This is a genomic window from Actinosynnema sp. NPDC004786 (genome assembly GCF_053601135.1).
On record NZ_JBSGBG010000034.1, the window covers coordinates 17,563 to 36,408 of the forward strand.

The following is an 18,846-nucleotide window of genomic DNA, read 5'->3' on the forward strand; positions in this document are numbered from 1 at the left end:
CTACGTTCGGAACGCGCGTGTCCTACGTTCGGGACAGGCGAGTTGAACGTTCGGAACGGCCCTTGCCTCGGTGGGCGCGTTCCGAGTGTTCAACTCACGCGTTCCGAACGTAGGACACACGCGTTCTCAACGTAGGACTCGCGCGTCCGGGGTCAGGCGGCCAGGGCCGGGGTGCGGTGGACGGGAGGCAGTCCCAGGGCGCGGGCGTAGAGGGACTCGAAGGTCTCCAGGGTGGTGTCGATGGCGTGGGCGGCGATCAGGTCGCTGCTCGCCGCGCCCATCCGGGCGGTCACGGCCGGGTCCGCGGTCACGGCGTGCAGCCGGTCGGCCAGGCCGCGCACGTCACCCGGCGTGAACAGCCAGCCGTTGCGGCCCGGCGCGCACAGGTGCGGCAGCGCCATGGCGTCCGCGACCACCACCGGCTTGCCCGCCGCCATCGCCTCCATCGTCGCCAGGCTCTGCAGCTCCGCGATGCCCGGCATGCAGAACACGTCCGCGCCGGCGTAGGCGTCCAGCAGCTCCTCCTCGCCCACGAACCCCCGGAACGTCACCCGATCGGTGATCCCCAGGTCGCGCGCCAGCAGCTCCCACTCCGCCCGGCACGACCCGTCGCCCACGATCTCCGCGTGCAGCCGCGGCACCAGCGCCAACGCCCGCAGCAGCTCGTCCACCCGCTTCTCCTCGTCCAGCCGGCCCACGAACAGCACGGTCGGCGCGTCGGTCCGCCGCACGGGACGCCGCGACCGGTACCGGTCGATGTCGATGCCGCACGACACCGGCACCGCGCGGGCCGGGAACCCGTTGTCGTGCAGCAGCCGCACGGCCCGCGGCGTCGGCGCGGTCACCACGTCGGCCTGCCCGAACACCCGCGTCAGGTCCCGCCACGCCCACCGCGACGCCACGCCCTGCAACCACGCCGGCACGCGGGCGTGCCCGAACAGGTTCTCCGGCATGAAGTGGTTGGTCGCCACGGTCGGGATGCCCAGCGCCGCCGCCCGCCCCAGCACGTGCCGGCCCACCACGAAGTGCGCCTGCACGTGCACCAGATCCGGCCGCAGCCCTTCCAGCAGCACGTCGACGTCCCGGCGCACCTGCCACGGCAGCCCGATGCGGAACGTGCGGTGGAACGGCGTGCGGTGCGAGCGCAGCCGGTGCACGGTGATCCCGTCGGCGCGTTCGGTGCGGGCCGCGCCGTCCGGCGACACGCAGATCACGTGCACGTCGTGGCCGCGGCCGGCGAGGCCGGTGGCGAGGCGGTGGGCGAACCGGGCCGCGCCGTTGACGTCCGGCGGGAACGTCTCCGCGGCGATGACGATCCGCATGGCGCGTCCGTTGGTCACTGTCGTCTCCGATCTGGTGGGCACTGCGGGAAGGGTTCGGGTGCGGGCCAGCGCGACGACACCGCCGATGGCGATCACGGCGCACACCACCTGGGCGGCGCCGACGAGCGGGCTGGTCCGGTTCGCCTCGCCGAGCAGTCCCGCGCCGATGCCGACGGCGACGAGCGGGTCCACGACGGTGAGGCAGGCGACCGCCACGTGCGGCGGTCCACTGGCGTAGGCGTGCTGGATGAACCAGCCGCCGACGAGGAGGGAGGCGGCGATGCCCGCCGCCGACAACGCGGTCGCCCACGTCAGGCCGCCCTGCTGGACGTCCTGCGACACCGACCGCATGAGCACGGAGACGAAGCCGTAGGCGACGCCGCCCGCCGCGCCAAAGCCGAGGGCGCGGACCGCCGGGCGGGTGGACAGCACCCCGACCAGGCCGGGGACCGCGATCAGGCCGAGCGCCAGCAGCGCGGCCCGCACCTCGGCCTCCGGCACGACCGCGGTGGACGTGGCGCTGCCCGCGGCCAGGAGCACGAACGCCCCCACGCCGAACGTGGTCCACGCGACCGCGGGCAGCTCACGGCGGCGGCCGTCGAGGACCGCGGTGATGCCGATGGCCACCACGCCGACCGGCTGCACCACGCTCAACGGCGCCATCCCCAACGCCGCCGCGTGCACGCCGGCGCCGAGGACGAGCAGCAGCAGGCCCACCAGCCACCGCGGCCTGCGCAGCAGCTCCAGGACCCGCAACGCGCCCTCGCTCGCCCGCACGGCGTCGTGCTGCAGGCGTGCGGCGAAGGCGAAGAACACGGCCCCGAGGACCGCGAGCACCACGGCGAGCCAGGTCACGACGCCTCCTCCCGCCGCAGGACGGCCGACGCCAACGCGAACAGCAGGCCGTAGAGCACGGCGAACAAAACGCGTTCGAAAAGGCCGAGCAGCACCGCGCCGTCACCCGGGTACACCACCGAGACGTGACTGAGCATGAATGCCACGGACGTGATGCCCGCGGCCACCGAAAAACGACGCACGGTGGGACTCGGCAGGAACGTCCGGTGAATCAGCCAACCGGCCAGCGGCAGGCTCGCGAACATCACCGCGCCCGCGTACCGGTGCACCGCGCCGGAGAACGACGTGGGCGCGCCGGTCGGGTCGGTCGGGAACACCGTCGCCACCGCGAGGCCCGCCGACCACAGCCCCAGCAGCAGCGCCACCGGCCCCCGCCTGGGCAAACCCGCGCGGACCAGGGCGACCAGCAGGCCGATCGACGCCGCCGCGAGCGTCAGCGACGTGAGCGCGAGCAGCCCCGCGCCGTGGTCCACGAAGATGTAATCGCTGACCGTGTGGGCGACCGGGCTCAGCTCCCCGGCCGAGGCCACGTGCAGGTAAACAATCGGGAACAGCGACAGGACGAACCCCGTCACCGTCCACGGCAACACCGCCGTGCGCCTATTCCCCCGGATCTCCACCACGAGGGAAATCCTGTCCCGGAATGGCGCGCGAACATATCGGGAACACCCCCGAGTCGACCCTGATGCCACCCGGAGAACCGCAGGGGGGCTGACCCCACCACCGGGGTGGGGCGGGCCACGCCCTAGGCTTCCGCGTCGTGAGCCCGCACCCCCAGCACCCTGCCGTGGAGGTGTCGGGGCTGGTCAAGCGCTACGGCTCCACCGTCGCGGTGAACGGACTCGACCTGACCCTCGACACCGGCACGGTCCTCGCGCTGCTCGGCCCCAACGGCGCCGGCAAGACGACCACGGTCGAGGTGTGCGAGGGGTTCCGGTCCGCCGACGGCGGCGAGGTCCGCGTCCTCGGGCTCGACCCGAAGCGCGACGGCGACGCGCTGCGCCCCCGCATCGGCGTGATGCCGCAGGGCGGCGGCGGGTACCCCGGCGTGCGGGCCGACGAGATGCTGCGCCTCGTGGCCGCCTGCGCCGCGAACCCCCTCGACCCCGCGTGGCTGCTGGACGTGCTGGGCCTGTCGTCGTCGGTGCGCACCCCGTACAAGCGGCTGTCCGGCGGCCAGCAGCAACGCCTGTCGCTGGCGTGCGCGCTCGTCGGACGACCCGAACTGGTGTTCCTCGACGAACCGACCGCCGGCATGGACCCCCAGGCCCGCCGCCTGGTGTGGGAGCTGGTGTCGGCGCTGCGCGCGGACGGCGTCAGCGTGCTGCTCACCACCCACCTCATGGACGAGGCCGAGGCGCTGGCCGACCACGTCGTCATCGTGGACGCGGGCCGCGTCGTCGCCCAGGGCAGCCCCGCCGAGCTGACCGAGCACCACGCCGACGACCGGCAACTGCGCTTCCGCGCCCGCCCCGGCCTGGACCTCACGCTGCTGCGCGACGCCCTGCCGGAAGGGCTGGACGTGCGCGAAGCCGGCCGAGGCAACTACGTCGTGCACGGCCGGATCGACCCCCAGGTGCTCTCCACCGTCACGTCGTGGTGCGCGCAGCAGGGCGTGCTGGCCGAGGAGCTGACCGTGGCCAGGCGCAGCCTGGAGGACGTGTTCCTGGAGCTGACCGGCAGGGAGCTGCGCTCGTGACCGAACCCACCGGCCGCTTCGCCCCCGGCACGTTCACGCCCGCGCCCGGCCGCGGCCGGCTCGGCCGGATGCTGCTCGCCCAGGCCCGCACCGAGACCGTGCTCACCCTGCGCAACGGCGAGCAGATCCTGCTCACCGTGCTCATCCCGGTCGCGCTGCTGGTCGCGATGAGCCTCATGGACGTCATCCCGGTGCCGGAACCGCGCGTCGGCTCGGCCACCGCGCGCATCCTCGCGCTGGCCGTGATCTCGTCCGCGTTCACCGGCCAGGCGATCGCGCTCGGGTTCGACCGCCGCTACGGCGTGCTCAAGCGCCTCGCCGCGACCGCGCTCCCCCGGTGGCTGCTCGTCACCGGACGGGTCGTCGCCGCCCTGGCCGTGGTCGCCGTGCAGGTCGTGATCATCGCGGTGGTCGCGCTGCTGCTCGGCTGGCGGCTGCCGCCGGTCGGCGGCGTGCTGTGGGCGGTCGCGCTGATCGTGCTGGGCACCCTGTCGTTCGGCGCGCTGGGCGTCCTGCTCGGCGGCGCGCTGCGGGCGGAGATCGTGCTCGCGCTGGCCAACATCGTGTGGTTCGTGCTGCTGCTCATCGGCGGCGTCGCGCTCGGCGTGGAGACGCTGCCCGCCGCCCTGGCCGCCGTCGTGGACGCCCTGCCGTCCGCCGCGCTCGCGCTCGCCCTGCACGACGCGGTGGTCGAGGGCGGCGCGCCGGAGCCGCGGCACCTCGTCGTGCTGGTGGTGTGGGGCGTGGTCGCGGGCGCGCTGGCGGTCAAGACCACCAGGCTCGCCTGACACCCCCGGGCGGCGCATCTCAGCCGGTGGTACCTACCATCGGACCGTGTCCGCCCCATCCTGGTTCACCACGTTCCTCCGCACGTTCCAGCGCGCGTTCGCCATCGCCGTCGTGATCGCCCAAGGCGGCATCGCGGTCACCGGGTCGATCGTGCGGGTGACCGGATCGGGGCTCGGCTGCCCCACCTGGCCCCAGTGCTTCGAGGGCAGCCTCGTGCCCGTCGAGCACCCCGAGGTGGCGTCGCTGCACCAGTGGGTCGAGTTCGGCAACCGCACCCTCACCGGCGTGGTCGGCGTCATCGCGGGCCTGTGCGTGCTGGCGGCGTGGTTCAACCGCCCGCGCCGCAAGCGGGTCGTGGTGCTCGCGCTGGTGCAGTTCGGCGGGGTCGTGCTGCAGGCCGTGATCGGCGGGTTCACCGTGCTCACCGGCCTGCTGTGGTGGACGGTCAGCGTGCACTTCCTGGTGTCCATGGTGCTGGTGTGGTTCGCCGTGCTGCTGGTCGCCGCGCTCGGCGAGGGCGACGAGCCCGCCCGGCCGCGCGTGCCCAGGCCGCTGATGGCGTTGCAGGTCGTGCAGGCCGTGGTGCTGGGGCTGCTGCTGCTGGCGGGCACGTTCGTCACCGCCGCCGGGCCGCACGCGGGCGACGCGGCCACGCCGCGCCTGGACGTGCCGGTGGACACCCTGTCCCAGCTGCACGCCGACCTGCTGTTCCTGTTCCTGGGCATGCTCATCGCGCTGGGCTTCGCGTTGCGCGGCCACCCCGCGCCGCGGCGGCCGTACACCGCGCTGGTCGCCGTGGTGCTCGCGCAGGGCGCGCTGGGCATGGTCCAGTACTGGACCGGCGTGCCCGAGGTGCTGGTCTCGCTGCACGTGCTGGGCGCGGGCGCGGTCGTCGTGGCCACCGCCGCCCTGTGGGTCTCGACCCGGGAACGGCCTCACCGCGTGGACGAGGGCCTGCGCTCCCACACCGCGGGCAGCTCCGTCGCCAGCCACGTGTAGACCTCGTCCACGGTGCGCAGCCGCATCGCGCGTTCCGGGTCGCCGCTCATCAGCCGCATCCCGGCCTCGGTCAGCTCGCGCACGCTCACCAGGGCGTCCAGCTTGCGCTGGACCAGGTCCACCCACCGCTTCTCGTCGATCCGGTACTGCGCCGCCTGCCGCCCGCGCCGGGTGCGCTTGGTCACCAGGCCCGCGTTGACCAGGAACTTCAGGTTCGTGCTGATCGAGCCGCTGCTGGCCTCCAGCTCCTGCGACAGCTCGGCCGCGGTCCGTTCCGTCGGCTGGCACACCAGCAGGTAGCCGAGGATCCGGCCGCCGATCAGCGGGATGCCCTCCTCGGCGAAGTGGGCGGCGAACCGCTCGACCCACGCCGACAGCCGCGTTTCCCGTCCGACGCTCATGCGACCCCCTGTAGCTCCACGGCCGACGATTCGGTCGACACTGAAGGCACAATAGGTCGTGTGCTGATCATCACGCAAAGGTGGCGCGCGTCCCGAGCGTTGAATTCAGGGGTCCTGAACGTAGGACACTCGTGACGCGAACGTAGGACACACGCGTTCCGAACGTAGGACACACGCGTTCTGGAGGTAGGACACGCGGGGGTCAGAGGCGGCGCAGGCCGGCGAGGACGCGTTCCATCAGGCCCAGGTCGGGTTGCTCGCCGTCGGTGGACGCGGTGCGGTGCACGTCGATCAGGCCGCGTTCGGCCATGTCGCCGAGCAGCACCTTGGCCACCCCCAGTGGCAGGCGCAGCAGGGCGGCGATCTCCGCGACCGACCGGGGCCGGGCGACCAGCGCGATGACCTCGTGGTACTCGGCCTTCAGGGCTCCCGGGTAGTCCCAGTCCACCGCCGACACCAGCGTCTCGATCTCCAGCTGGAACGACGACGTGGTGCGGCCGCCCGTCCACGAGTAGGCGCGCACGATCGACGCCGCTTCCTCGCGCGGGTACTCGAAGGCGTCGTCCTCGTCGTCGAAGACCGGGCGGTGGGGCTTGGTGTCGCCGGTCGCGGCGGGTTCCTCGGGCTTCGGCTTCCCCTGCTTGCGACGTCGGGAGGAGTCGAGGCTGAACCCGTTGAGCAGGGCGGCGAACGTCTCGTCCGACGCCCCGGGCTCGTCGTTCCGGTCCATGACCACCTCACGCAGACGGGCGGGCCATCATCCGCTTCGCGCCGTGGAGCTGGGCGCGCAGCTCGGGTGTCAGGAGCTGGCCGACCTGGTCCACGACCACGGTCATCTCGTAGGCGACCTGGCCGACGTCGGCGTCCGGCGCGGCGAGGACGGCCAGGCACGAGCCGTCCCGGATCGACATGAGCAGCATGATCCCGTACTGCATCTCGATCACCGACCGCAGCACGCCGCCCCCGTCGAAGCAGCGGGCCGCCGACTCGGTCAGGCTGGCCACGCCCGCCGCGATCGCGGCGAGCTGGTCGGCCCGGTCGTCGGGCAGCCCGTTCGACGCGGTCAGCAGCAGGCCGTCGACCGAGATCACCACCGCGTGGGCCACGCCCGGCACGCGATCGACGAAGTTGCTCACCAGCCAGCCGAACTGGTCGACCTGTCGCGACTTCTGCGTGCTCATCCGTTCTCCTGCCCCGCTCGGTTCTCACCGGATCCCCGCACACCTTGCCGGATCCCCGTCTGGTAGCTGGCGAGGAAACCGCGTGTCGCCTGCGGATCCCTCCGGACGGGTGCCACCGCGTCGGGTGCGCTCGGCCGTTCGGCCACCAGGTTGGTCCGCGGCCGCCTCTTGGGCAGCTCCGCCGGAATGTCGTTCACGGGCTGGTCGTTCACGGGCGCCTCCCCGCGCGCGTGGGTGTCCGCGGCGCGGTGCCGCGCCGGTTCCGCCGGGCCCGACGGCACGGGACCGCCGCCGAACCAGGTCGAGGCCGTCCGCCGCGGCGCGGCCCCGGGCTGCGGGGGCGACGCGGGCGACGCGGTGTCCGGGGTGTCGACGGTCCGGCCCCGGAACGGGGTCCAGCCGTCCTCCTTCAGCGGCACGGCCGGCGGCAGCGGGGGCTGCGGCGACACGGGTCGCGGCTGGGCGGCGCGCGGCAGGACGGGCTGCGGTCCGGTCGAGGGCGACCCCGTCGGGCGCGGCACGACCGGCTGCGGCCCGGTGGACGGCGCGCCCGCCGGACGCGGCACCACCGAGGGGGACCCGGTCGGACCGGGCAGCACCGGCTGCGGGCCCGTCGACGGCGACCCGGCGGGACGCGGCAGCACCGGTTGCGGGCCGGTCGACGGCGACCCGGCCGGGCGCGGCACGAGCGGCTGCGGGCCCGTGGACGGCAGCGCGGGCTGCGGGCCCGTGGCGCGCGGCAGGGCGGGTTGGGGACCGGTGGACGGCGAAGGCGAGGGGATGGCCGGGGCGGGCGTGGGGCGGACCGGGGCGGTCGCGCGGACGAGGTCCGCGGGCAGCGCCACGACCGCGCGCAGCCCTTCGCCCTGCTCGCGCAGCTCCACCTCGATGCCGTGCCGCCCGGCGAGCCGGCCCACCACGTACAGGCCGAGCTGGCGGGACACGGTCAGCTCGCCGGAGTCCTCCGACGCGGCCAGCGCGATCCGGCGGTTGGCCTGCGCCAGGTCCTCCTCCGACATGCCGACGCCCGCGTCGACCACGTCCACGAGCACGCCGCCGCCCGCCCGGTGCCGGCCGCCGACGACGACCTGCGTGCGCGGCGGCGAGAACGTGGTGGCGTTGTCCAGCAGCTCGGCGACCAGCCGGACCAGGTCGCCCGCGGCGTAGCCGACGACCTCCACCGACGGGGTGGTCTGCACGACGACCCGCTGGTACTGCTCGATCTCGGACGCGGCGGCGCGCAGCACGTCGCCCAGCGGCACGGGGCGGGTGAAGCGGCGGGCCACGTCGCTGCCGGAGAGCACCATCAGGTTCTCGTTGTTGCGGCGCATCCGGGTGGCGAGGTTGTCCAGCTTGAACAGGTTCGCGAGCTGCTCGGGGTTCTCCTCCTGCCGCTCCAGCTCCTCCATGAGCTTGAGCTGCCGCTCCACCAGGCCCTGGCTGCGGCGGGACAGGTTGATGAACGCGTTGCGCATGCTGGTGCGCAGGTCGGCCTGCTCGGCCGCGGAGGAGACGGCCTGCCGGTGCACCGCGTCGAACGCGCGGGCCAGCTGGCCCAGCTCCTCCCTGGTCTGCACCGGCACGGGGGCCACGGTCACGTCGTGCGCCGCGCCCTCCCGCAACTGCGCCACGAGCGTGGGCAGGCGGTGCTCGGCGACGTCCAGCGCGGCGGTCCGCAGGGTGCGCAGCGAGCGCAGCAGGTGGCTGCCGACGACGAAGCCGATGCCGCCGGCGAGGAACATCGAGGCGAGCAGGATGACCGACGCCGCGCCCGCCCGGTCGCTGGTGGTGTCCTGCAACCGGCCCGCGGCGGCGGTGAGCTGGCCCTCCAGCGACCGCAGCACCACGCCGAGCTGCTTGAGGGTGCTCTCCGAGCCGCTGTTCCACGCGTCGGCCTTGACCAGCAGCTCGACCGCGCCGGAGTTGACGCGGACCTGCTGGAACAGGCTGTTGCGCAGGTCCACCTCCTGGCCGGAGACGGTGCTGCGGTAGTCGGCCTGCTGCTGCGGCGTGGCGACCGCGGAGAAGTCGGCCAGCTTGTCCTGCTGGCGGGTGTAGGACTGCTCCAGCGCGGTGACCTCGTTGTCGGTCAGCCGGCCGCGGCTGATGCCGGCCAGCACCGTGGCGTGCTGCCAGGACACCTGCTCGCCCGCCATGGCGAGGTTGTGCAGCGCGGTCGCGGTGCCGGACAGGGCCGGGTCGCCGAAGTCGCCGACCATGGCCTGGTCGAAGTCGAGCAGGGCGCGCACCACCACCGTGTAGCCGCCGATGGAGCCTTCCAGGTCCACGCTGCCCGATTTCACGCGTTCGCGGAGCTGGGGCAGGCCGTCGAGCTGGACGACGACGTCGCGGAACCGGGCGTTGGCGACCTCGCCGAGGGTCGTGGTGCGCTCCATCAGGTTCCGCACGCCGGCCGCGGCGTTGTCGGTGGCGCGCGTCAGGTCGTGGAACTCGCGCTCCGGCACGCCCGCGTCCTCGGCGCGCTGCGCCGACATGGCGCGTTCCGCCTGCACGGACGCGATCAAGGGGTCGATGCCGGCACGCAGCGTCACCATGCGCTGCATCGCGGCGTAGGTGTCGGCGCTCTTGACGTACCCGCGGATCTGCACCACGCCGGTGACGACCGCGACCAGCACGGGCACCGCCAGCACGGCGGCGACCTTCACCGGCAGGCGCCAATTCCGCCAGTCGGCGACGGCACTCCACCACTGCCCGCGCGCGTTGTTGTCGCCAGTCACCTGAGAAGCCCCGGGAAAGTCCGTAGTTGTTTCAAAGTTGAACGACGCCGACGCTGTATTGACCGACGAGCGTGGATGTTGCTGCGCGGATAGTAGGTGGTCAACAGGCCGGGGACAACGACCTTGCGGTGGGTCCCCATCCGATCGGCGCAGCGTGACGACGCTGCGTGCGCCCGCCCCCTGTTGAGACGCTCCGATGCCTCCGGTCGTGCAGTCGTGACCCGACCGATGGCGTCATGTCGTTGACTGGCGGCGGAGCGCGGTTACGCTGAGCGCTCGCCGCCGGCCCGCGTGCGGAGCGTGCGCGGCGAGGCCAAATCCCCGTGGAGGATTGATGACGAAGGCGATCCTGCCTCCGACGGATTCCCGACCCGCCCGCGGCGGGCGCGGCTTCGCCACTTTCGACGACCCCGGCTCACCCCTGTTGGTCGACGAAGCGGGCGACCCGGACTTCGTGGCGCTCCAGCAGAGCGCCGATTTCCGCGAGTTGCGCAAGCGCATCGCGGTGTTCGTGCTGCCCGCCACGTGCGGGTTCCTGCTCTGGTACCTCGGTTATGTCGCCTTGTCGGCGTACGCGCCCGACTTCATGGGCACGGCGGTGTGGGGCGTGATCAACGTCGGCCTGCTGTTCGGGCTGCTCCAGTTCGTCACGACGATCGCGCTGACCCTGGCGTACGCGCGCTACGCGCGGCGCCGGCTCGACCCGCAGGTCGACGCGGTCCGCTCGCTCACCGCGGAGGACCGGGCCTGATGGGCGGCAACACCGCGATCAACCTCGGCGTGTTCGCCGTCTTCGTGTTGATCACCCTCTACATCGTGTACCGGGCGGGCACCCGCAACGCGACCGCGTCGGACTACTACGCCGCGGGCAGCAGCTTCACCGGACCGCAGAACGGCATCGCGCTGTCGGGTGACTTCCTGTCCGCCGCGTCGTTCCTCGGCATCTCCGGCAGCATCGCGGTCAACGGCTACGACGGCTTCCTGTACTCGATCGGCTGGGTGGTGTCCTGGCTGCTCGGCCTGATGATCATCTCGGAGCGGCTGCGCAACACCGGCCGGTTCACCCTCGGCGACGTGCTGGCCTTCCGGATGCGGCAGCGCCCGGTGCGCGCCGCGGCGGCCAACGTGACGCTGGTGATCTCGCTGTTCTACATGATCGCGCAGATGGCGGGCGCGGGCGCGCTGATGGCGTTGCTGCTCGACGTGCACAGCAAGGTCGGCCAGTCGGTGATCATCGCCGTGGTGGGCATCGTCATGGTGCTGTACGTGCTGGTCGGCGGCATGAAGGGCACCACGTGGGTGCAGATCATCAAGGCCGTCTTCCTGATCATGTGCGTGACCCTGATGACGGTGTTCCTGCTGGGCAAGTTCGGGTTCAGCCTGTCGGCGATCCTGGAGACGGCGTCGCGCAACACGCCGCTGGGCCCGCAGGTGCTGGAGCCGGGCGTGCGGTACGGCGCGACCCCGACGAGCCGGCTCGACTTCCTCTCGCTGGCGCTGGCGCTGGTGCTCGGCACCGCGTCGCTGCCGCACGTGCTGATGCGGTTCTACACCGTGCCGAACGCCCGCGAGGCGCGCCGCTCGGTGGTGTGGGCGACGTGGATGATGGCCGTGTTCTACCTGTGCACGCTGGTCATCGGGTTCGGCGCGCTCGCGCTGGTCGGCTCGAAGGACATCACCTCGGCCCCCGGCGGCGAGAACTCCGCCGCGCCGCTGCTGGCCTACGAGATCGGCGGCTCGGTGCTGCTGGGCGTGGTGAGCGCGGTGGCGTTCGCGACGATCCTCGCGGTGGTGGCCGGGCTGACGTTGACGGCGTCGGCGTCGTTCGCGCACGACGTGTACGCGAACGTGATCAAGCACGGGCAGGCCGACCCCGCCTCGGAGGTCCGGGTCGCCCGGCTGACCGCGGTCGTCGTGGGCCTGCTGGCGATCGTCGGCGGCATCGCGGCGAACGGGCAGAACGTGGCGTTCCTGGTGGCGCTCGCGTTCGCGCTGGCCGCGTCGGCGAACCTGTCGACGATCATCTACTCGATGTTCTGGAAGCGGTTCAACACGCCGGGCACGCTGTGGGCGATCTACGGCGGGCTCGGGTCGTGCGTCATCCTGTTGATCTTCTCCCCCGCCGTGTCGGGCGCGAAGTCCTCGATGTTCCCGGACGTCGACTTCGCGTGGTTCCCGCTGAGCAACCCGGGCCTGGTGTCGATCCCGTTCTCGTTCCTGTGCGGCTACCTGGGCACGGTGCTGAGCAAGGAGAAGGCCGACCCGGCCCGGCAGGCCGAGATGGAGGTCCGCTCGCTGACCGGCCTCGGCTCCGGCCTGCGGTGAGGCCCGCGCCGGACGCCGGGGCACCCGAAGCTCCCGACCTGCGGTAACGACGGCGGACGCCGGAGCACCCGGTGCTCCGGCGTCCGGCCTGTCGGGGTCCTCGGCGGGTCAGCGCCGGGCGAGGGCGGCGCGGACGGCGGAGGCGAAGCGGAGCGGGGCGGTGGCGTCGGTCTGGCGGAAGCCCAGCGACGGCTCGACCAGTTCCAGTTCCAGCAGCAGCGGGGCGCGGTCGGGGCCCGGGATCAGGTCCACCCGCGCGTAGAGCAGGTCGGCGCGGCGCAGGCCGGTCAGCTCGGCGGCGGCGTCCATCACGTCCTCGGCGACCCGGCGCTGCGCGGGCGACGGCGTCGCGCCGGACAGCCGTTCCAGCAGGTACAGGCCGGACTCGTCGTACTCGGCGTCCGGCGTGAGCATCGCGCCCTTGGTGAACGCGTGCGAGTACTGCCCGCCGAGGAACACCATCGCGGTCTCGCCGACCGAGTCCACGTGCGACTGGTACGGCTGCACGAGCGCGGGCACGCCCAGCGCGGCCAGGTGCGCGGCCGCGGCCGCGTGGTCGCCGGGGGCGACGCGCAGCGCGCCCCGGGACCCCGCGCCGACGGTCGGCTTCACCACGAACTCGCCGTCCGGCCAGTCGGTGAAGCCCGGACCGGCCACGGCCGTCGGCACGACCGGCACGCCCGCCGCCGCCAGGTCCACCAGGTAGGTCTTGTCGGTGTTCCACCGCACCACCGACGCCGGGTTCACCAGCGCGGGCTCGGTGTCGCACCAGGCCAGGAACTCCGGCAGCCGCTCGGTGTAGTCCCACGTGGACCGCAGCACGACCAGGTCGGCCCGCACCGGCGTGCCCCACGCCGCCCACGACGCCTCCACGCCGACGTCGGCGAGGGCGTCGACCAGGGCGTCGTCGTCGCCGTCGCCCGCGGGCAGCGACTCGCAGGTGGCGAAGAGGACCTTCACCGGCCGGCCATCTTCCGGCGGTGCGCCGGGCCGATCTTCACCGCTGCGGTCGTGTCGCGGTCCCACTCGTGGCGCTCCAGGTCCGGGACCGCCTCGACCACGGCCTCGGCCGACGCCACGTCGGGCAGCACCACGTCGCCCATGGCCCCGTCGTCACCGACCAGCACGACCCGCGCGCCCGCGCGCCCGACGTTCTCCACGACGGCGCGGGAAGGCTTGCCGTGCGCGGCCACGAACGCGGTCGCCGTCTTCACCGCGCGCCCGATCCTCTTGTCCTCTGCCACGTCGGCCAGACTAGAACCTGTCGGTAACCTGCGCGCACGTGACGGCACTCACGACGTCGTCAGAGGGTCTCGACGGCGGCCCGGGCGTAGAGGCCGGTGGCCAGCTCGGTGCGCCGGTTCACCTTCAGCTTGCGGTAGGCCCGGGTGAGGTGCTGCTCCACCGTGGACACGGTGATGAACAGCTTGTTCGCGATCTGCCGGTTGCTGTAGCCCCAGGACGCGAGCGTCGCCACCCGGGCTTCCGCGTCGCTCAGCGCGCCGCCGGGCGGCAGCTCCGCGACGGCCGGGGCGACGGGCTGCTCCGGGGCGGTCGTCGCGCCGACCGTGCGGCCCGGTTCGGCGGCGCCGCACTGCTTGGCGATCAGCCCCGCGCTGCGCAGCGCCATCCGCGCCTGGCTGAAGCTGCCCAGCTCGTGGTAGGCCCAGCCGAGGTCGGACAGCGCGGTGGCCAGCTCCAGTCGGTCGCCCGTGCTCTGCAACGCCTCGACCGCGCCGCTGAGCAGGGCCACCCGGCGGTTCGGCTCGGTGGTGGCGGCGATGATCCGGGTGGACACGGCGATGAGCCGGGCGTTGTCCACCTCGCACAGGTCGCTCTGCTCCTTGGCGAGCCGGCGGGCCCGCTCCGCGTTGCCCAGGCGCAACCACGTCTGGGCGGCGTCGGTGCGCCACGGCGACAGCGCCGGGACGTCCGCGTCCCACTTCCGCATCAGGTCGCCGACCGCGTGGAAGTCGTCCAGGGCGGCCCGGTAGCGGCCGGTGGCGTGGTAGTAGAGGCCGCGGGCGCGCATGTGGTGCAGCCCGATGCCGGTGTCGGCCATGGCGTCGGGCACCGGGGTGCCGAGCCGGTCCAGGGCGTCCTCCACCCGCCCGGCGGCCAGGTGCACGCGGACGAGCGTGCCGACGGGCAGGCCGATGACCACGCCCCAGCCCTCGGGGGGCAGCGTGTCCAGCGCCAGCCGCCCGTACCGCTCGGCGACGTCCAGCTCGCCGCGGCGCAGCGCGATCTCGGCGCGCATCGCGGCCAGCAGGGCGTGCCAGGTCGGCGCGCGACGGCCGGAGACCTCCGCGAGCAGGCGGCGGCACCACGCCTCGGCGTCCGCGGGCCGCTCGCCCGCGATCTGCGCGGTCAACGCGCCGAGGGTGTGCATCAGCGTGTGCTCCTCCAGCCGGGAGGTCTGGAGCACGCGTTCGGCGCGGGCGAGGCTCTTGGCGTCGAACCCGCCGTGGGGCAGCAGCCCGGTCAGGGCGAGCATGCACGCGCGACCGCCGGTGGGCCGGGCCTCGGGCAGCTCGGCGGACCGCCCGAACCACGCCAGCATCTGGACGACCAGGTCCACCTGCCGGTCGTCGAGCAGGCCGGCGCGGGTGGCCGCGGTCAGCTCGTCGAGGTGGGCCGCGGCCGCCGCCGGGTCCACGCGCCACTGCACGCGGGCGACCATGGCCGTGGTCGTGGCGCGGCGCCGCTCGTCGCCGCCGGACTGGCGGGCCAGCCACAGGCAGGCGCGGGCGTGGTCGGGGTCGTCCTCGGCGAGCGCCTGCTCGGCGGCCTCGTGCAGGACGGGCAGCAGCGCCGCGTCCACGGCCTCGCCGGCGCGCACGAGCTGCCGGGCCACGGTCGCGGCGTTGGAGCCCTCGGTGCGCAGCAGCAACGCCGCGCGTCGGTGCAGCCGGGTGCGCTCGGCCGGGGCCAGGGCCTCCAGCACGGCCGCGGCGGCGGCCGGGTGGCGGAACCAGCCGCCGGCCAGGACGCCGCACTCCTCCAGCGCGGCCAGCGCCCGGCTCACCGACTCCGGCTCCGCCTCCACGAGCTTGGACAGCAGCAGCGCGGGGCGCGGTTCGGCGAGCACGGCCAGGCCGCAGGCGGCGGCGAGCAGGGTGTCGCACGCGGCCAGGCAGCTCAGCAGCGCGTGCCGGAACGCCGCGCCCGCCTCGGGGGCGGCGCGGTCGGGGGTGTCCCGGTTGTCCTCGGCCAGGGCCCGCACCAGCGCCGGGTTGCCGCCGGTGAGGTCGTGGCACCGCTCGGCGAGGCCCCGGCCGCGCGGACCGAGGTGGCCGGTCAGCAGCGCCGTGACGCCGTCCCGCGACAGCGGGTCCAGGCGCAGGCGGCGGCAGACCGGGTGGCGCGGCAGGCCGGCGGGCAGCGGGCGCTCGCCGGTGCCGTCGCCGAGCACGACCAGCACGCCCCGGCGGGCCCGGCGCACGACCGACGACAGCACCTCCAGCGACGGCCCGTCGCTGTCGTGCGCGTCGTCCACCGCCATCACCACGGGCTCGTCGGACCGCTCGACCAGGTCGAGCACGGCCATGCACAGGTCGTGGTGGACCACGGGCGGCACCGGGTCGCCGCCCGCCGCGTCGCGCAGCAGCCGCGCCACGTGCCCGGCCTGGTCGGCGGGCAGCCGCGCGCCGCGCAGGAGCTGGTCGAGCACCCCGAACGGCACGGCGCGCTCGGCGGGCGCGCCCGAGGCCGACAGGACCACCGAGCCGCGCGCGGCCTCCTCGGTGAACGCGGCGAGCAGCTCGGTCTTGCCGGTCGCCACCGGCCCGCCGACCACCGCCATGCGCCCCTTGCCGTCACGGCTCTCGGTCAGCAGCGCGCGTAACTCGGACAAGTGCGATTCCCGTTCGAACAGCATCGAGAGGTCCCCCAGACCAACTCATCGCGCACACCGACCCGAACCGACCGACCGGACTCCCCCCGAGCGGCGTCGTCGCCGTGTTCCCCCGGTCAGATGTACCACGATTCCACCGCACAGGTCACATCGTGGTGCCGAACATCCTCCCGCTCGTCCGACGTGGGAAAACGGGGTCAGCGCGCGGGCGTCAGCCGCACCGGCAGCTCTCCGATGACGCGCATGAACGTGCCCGGCCAGCGCTCCGGGCCCCGGCCGCCGCGCTCGATCCGGTATCGGATCAGGGCCTCCAGGCCGACCCGCACGACCAGCCGCGCGATCGGCGCGGCCACGCAGAAGTGGATGCCCTGGCCGAAGGCGAGGGTGCGGCCGGGCGGGCGGGTCAGGTCGAGCGTGTCGGGGCGGTCGAACGCGCGGGGGTCGCGGTTCGCCGCGCCGAGCACCACCACGACGTGCTGACCGGCGGGCAGCGGTGTGCCGGCGATGTCGGCGTCCTGCACCGTCATGCGGGTGGTGACCTGGAGCATCGGGTCGTAGCGCAGCAGCTCCTCCGCCGCGTCGGCGACGCGGTCGGGATGGTCGCGCAGCCAGGCGAGCTGGTCGGGGTGGTCGAGCAGGTTGTGCACCGCGCTGCACAGCGCCGCCGTGGTCGTGCTGAAGCCCGCCGCCAGCAGGTTGAGCAGCAGCAGCGCCAGTTCCCAGGACGAGAGGCGGTCGCCCGCCTGCTCGGCGCGCACCAGGTCGGAGACCAGGTCGTCGCCGGGGTCGCGGCGGCGTTCCTCGGCCATCTCCAGACCCGCCTCGATGAACAGGTCGCGGGCGATCGTGCGGCCCGCCTTCTGCTCGTCGGTCAGCGTGAAGCCGGGGTCCAGGCCGCGGGCGCTGTCCTTGACGCTCGCGAAGAACAGCGGGTGGTACCGCTCCGGGATGTCCATCAGCCGGGAGAGCACGAGCGCGGGCAGCGGCGCGGCGAACGCGGCGCGGAGGTCGAACTCGCCGCCGTCGGAGCCGGCCGCCGCGTCGCGCAGCAGGGTGCGGGCGTGCTCCTCGGCGTGCGGGCGCAGCCGGTCGACCACGCGCGCGGTGAACGCCCGGCCGGCCAGGGCGCGGACGCGGGTGTGGTCCGGCGGGTCCAGGAACATGACCGGCCGGCCGCTGCCGCCGTCCACCGGGTCGGCGACGAACTGGTCGGCGATCATCGGGTGCTCGCCGATGCCGAACCGGGGGTCCCGCAGCACGGCCGCGGCCTCCTCGAACCCGAACACCGCGACCGAGTCCGCGGACGTGCGGCACCAGCCGCCGTGCGCGTCCTGCAGCTCGCGGTACCGGGGGTAGGGGTCGCGGTGGAAGTCGGGGTCGAAGACGTCGAACGGCAGCAGCCGCGCCGCCGTCTCCCTGCTGTAGGCGGTGAGGTCGGTCATCGGGCGTTCTCCTCCGTGACGCTGACGGGCACGTCGAGCAGCACCGTGTGCTTGTTGTTGGGTCCGTGCACGACCGGCCCGGACAGGCTCAGCTCCGCGACGCGGTCGAGCAGGGCGGTCAGCAGCAGCCGCAGCTGGAGCCGGCCGAACCCGTCGCCCGAGCAGCGGTGCGTGCCCCAGCCGAACGCCATGTGCGGGTTGGGGTCGCGGCGGATGTCGAACACGTCGGGGTCGGCGAACACCTCGGGGTCGCGGTTCGCGGCCGGCCACCACAGCGCGACCTTGTCGCCGGCGCGGATGCGCGTGCCGCGCACGACGACGTCCCGGGTGGCGGTGCGCCGGTTGTACGGGTTGGCGGGCGCCCAGCGCAGCACCTCCTCCACCGCGCCGTCCAGCAGCGACCGGTCCCGCTTGAGCAGCGCCCACTGGTCGGGGTGCTCGGCGAACGCCTGGACCGCGGCGGCGAGGGTGTTGCGCGGCTGCTCGTAGCCGGACACGAACAGCACGGCCGCGTGCTGTTCGCGCTCGGCCTCCGACAGGGGCTCGTCGCCGGGGATCTCGCCCAGGGCCAGCAGCGTGCCCAGGTCCGCGGCGGGTTCCTTGTCCACCAGGAACTTGCGGAAGTAGTCGCGCACGGCGGCGAACGTGGCCCGCGACTCGTCGGTGGCGCGCCCGGTGCGCCGGTCGGTGAACCCGAGGACCGCCCTGACCCAGCCCAGCAGCAGGGGCCGGTCGGCCTCGGGCACGCCCAGCAGCGCCGTGACGGCCTCCAGCGCGAACGGCTCGGCGATGCCGGTCACGACCTCGACGCCGCCCGCGCGCACCGCCCGGTCGACCAGCTCCTCGGCCAGGGCGCGCAGGCGCGGTTCCAGGGCGCGGCCGGTGAGGACCGGGTGCAGCGCCCGCTTGATGTGCGCGTGGCGCGGGTCGTCCATGGCGAACAGGACGACCCCGGCGAGCATCCCGATCGGCATGTCCTCCAGGTGCGTGCCGCCGCCCGCGCGGGGACCTCCGCCCCGGGAGGAGAACGCGGGGTCGGCCGCCGCGGCGGCGATGTCGGCGTGCCGGGTCAGCACCCAGAAGCCGTCGTCGCGCGAGTCGCCGTGCGGGTGGAAGAACACGGGCGCTTCCTCGCGCAGCCGCGCGAACAGCCCGTACGGCACGCCGTCGGCGAAGTTGTCGTGGTCGGTGAGGTCGATCCCGCCGAGCACGGCGGGCAGGGGTTCGGTCGTCATGCTC

At 73.9% G+C, this 18,846-nt stretch carries 16 protein-coding genes; 5 read left to right on the forward strand and 11 right to left on the reverse strand.

The features are described from left to right. Nucleotides 1-152: 152 nt before the first annotated feature. Nucleotides 153-2,177, reverse strand: coding sequence for a glycosyltransferase (locus tag ACWEFJ_RS26555; RefSeq protein ID WP_449715394.1), 2,025 nt, complete (start codon nucleotides 2,175-2,177; stop codon nucleotides 153-155). Then, nucleotides 2,174-2,752, reverse strand: coding sequence for a DUF998 domain-containing protein (locus tag ACWEFJ_RS26560; RefSeq protein WP_449715395.1), 579 nt, complete (start codon nucleotides 2,750-2,752; stop codon nucleotides 2,174-2,176). Before ACWEFJ_RS26560 ends, ACWEFJ_RS26555 begins: the two co-directional genes overlap by 4 nt. Before the next feature lie 185 nt (nucleotides 2,753-2,937). Between ACWEFJ_RS26560 and ACWEFJ_RS26565 the strand changes: the two genes are divergently transcribed. The 3 genes from ACWEFJ_RS26565 to ACWEFJ_RS26575 all read left to right on the forward strand — a co-directional run bounded on the left by ACWEFJ_RS26565 (nucleotide 2,938) and on the right by ACWEFJ_RS26575 (nucleotide 5,664). Then, nucleotides 2,938-3,876, forward strand: coding sequence for an ABC transporter ATP-binding protein (locus ACWEFJ_RS26565; RefSeq protein WP_378084363.1), 939 nt, complete (start codon nucleotides 2,938-2,940; stop codon nucleotides 3,874-3,876). A gap of 68 nt (nucleotides 3,877-3,944) precedes the next feature. Beyond that, on the forward strand, nucleotides 3,945-4,664 hold the full coding sequence (locus tag ACWEFJ_RS26570; protein WP_449715417.1) for an ABC transporter permease: 720 nt from the start codon (nucleotides 3,945-3,947) through the stop codon (nucleotides 4,662-4,664). Between the two features lie 46 nt (nucleotides 4,665-4,710). Next, nucleotides 4,711-5,664 (forward strand): COX15/CtaA family protein, encoded by a 954-nt coding sequence (locus ACWEFJ_RS26575; RefSeq protein WP_449715396.1) that lies wholly within the window; start codon nucleotides 4,711-4,713, stop codon nucleotides 5,662-5,664. On the opposite strand, the gene ACWEFJ_RS26580 is transcribed toward ACWEFJ_RS26575, so the two are convergent. From ACWEFJ_RS26580 to ACWEFJ_RS26595, 4 genes are all read right to left on the reverse strand, one after another. Next, complete coding sequence (locus ACWEFJ_RS26580; protein ID WP_378084366.1) at nucleotides 5,601-6,065, reverse strand: GbsR/MarR family transcriptional regulator; 465 nt, start codon at nucleotides 6,063-6,065, stop codon at nucleotides 5,601-5,603. The genes ACWEFJ_RS26575 and ACWEFJ_RS26580 overlap by 64 nt on opposite strands. Before the next feature lie 202 nt (nucleotides 6,066-6,267). Then, a complete protein-coding gene (locus ACWEFJ_RS26585; RefSeq protein ID WP_449715397.1) occupies nucleotides 6,268-6,795 on the reverse strand; it encodes a DUF742 domain-containing protein in 528 nt (175 codons plus the stop codon). A gap of 7 nt (nucleotides 6,796-6,802) precedes the next feature. Continuing rightward, nucleotides 6,803-7,246, reverse strand: coding sequence for a roadblock/LC7 domain-containing protein (locus tag ACWEFJ_RS26590; RefSeq protein ID WP_378084369.1), 444 nt, complete (start codon nucleotides 7,244-7,246; stop codon nucleotides 6,803-6,805). Then, nucleotides 7,243-9,984 (reverse strand): nitrate- and nitrite sensing domain-containing protein, encoded by a 2,742-nt coding sequence (locus tag ACWEFJ_RS26595; protein ID WP_449715398.1) that lies wholly within the window; start codon nucleotides 9,982-9,984, stop codon nucleotides 7,243-7,245. Before ACWEFJ_RS26595 ends, ACWEFJ_RS26590 begins: the two co-directional genes overlap by 4 nt. A 334-nt stretch (nucleotides 9,985-10,318) precedes the next feature. Between ACWEFJ_RS26595 and ACWEFJ_RS26600 the strand changes: the two genes are divergently transcribed. Continuing rightward, a complete protein-coding gene (locus tag ACWEFJ_RS26600) occupies nucleotides 10,319-10,735 on the forward strand; it encodes a DUF485 domain-containing protein (RefSeq protein ID WP_449715399.1) in 417 nt (138 codons plus the stop codon). Continuing rightward, complete coding sequence (locus tag ACWEFJ_RS26605; protein ID WP_378084373.1) at nucleotides 10,735-12,309, forward strand: solute symporter family protein; 1,575 nt, start codon at nucleotides 10,735-10,737, stop codon at nucleotides 12,307-12,309. The genes ACWEFJ_RS26600 and ACWEFJ_RS26605 overlap by 1 nt, the downstream gene beginning before the upstream one ends. 108 nt (nucleotides 12,310-12,417) lie before the next feature. On the opposite strand, the gene ACWEFJ_RS26610 is transcribed toward ACWEFJ_RS26605, so the two are convergent. The 5 genes from ACWEFJ_RS26610 to ACWEFJ_RS26630 form a co-directional block, all read right to left on the reverse strand. Then, nucleotides 12,418-13,269, reverse strand: coding sequence for an ATP-grasp domain-containing protein (locus ACWEFJ_RS26610; RefSeq protein ID WP_378084375.1), 852 nt, complete (start codon nucleotides 13,267-13,269; stop codon nucleotides 12,418-12,420). After that, a complete protein-coding gene (locus ACWEFJ_RS26615) occupies nucleotides 13,266-13,553 on the reverse strand; it encodes a hypothetical protein (RefSeq protein ID WP_378084377.1) in 288 nt (95 codons plus the stop codon). The genes ACWEFJ_RS26610 and ACWEFJ_RS26615 overlap by 4 nt, the downstream gene beginning before the upstream one ends. A gap of 59 nt (nucleotides 13,554-13,612) precedes the next feature. Beyond that, nucleotides 13,613-16,189, reverse strand: a complete 2,577-nt coding sequence (locus tag ACWEFJ_RS26620) for a helix-turn-helix transcriptional regulator (RefSeq protein WP_378084378.1) — start codon at nucleotides 16,187-16,189, stop codon at nucleotides 13,613-13,615. A 173-nt stretch (nucleotides 16,190-16,362) separates the two neighbouring features. Next, on the reverse strand, nucleotides 16,363-17,607 hold the full coding sequence (locus ACWEFJ_RS26625) for a cytochrome P450 (protein ID WP_449715400.1): 1,245 nt from the start codon (nucleotides 17,605-17,607) through the stop codon (nucleotides 16,363-16,365). Next, a complete protein-coding gene (locus ACWEFJ_RS26630; RefSeq protein WP_449715401.1) occupies nucleotides 17,604-18,842 on the reverse strand; it encodes a cytochrome P450 in 1,239 nt (412 codons plus the stop codon). The genes ACWEFJ_RS26625 and ACWEFJ_RS26630 overlap by 4 nt, the downstream gene beginning before the upstream one ends. Nucleotides 18,843-18,846: the final 4 nt, after the last annotated feature.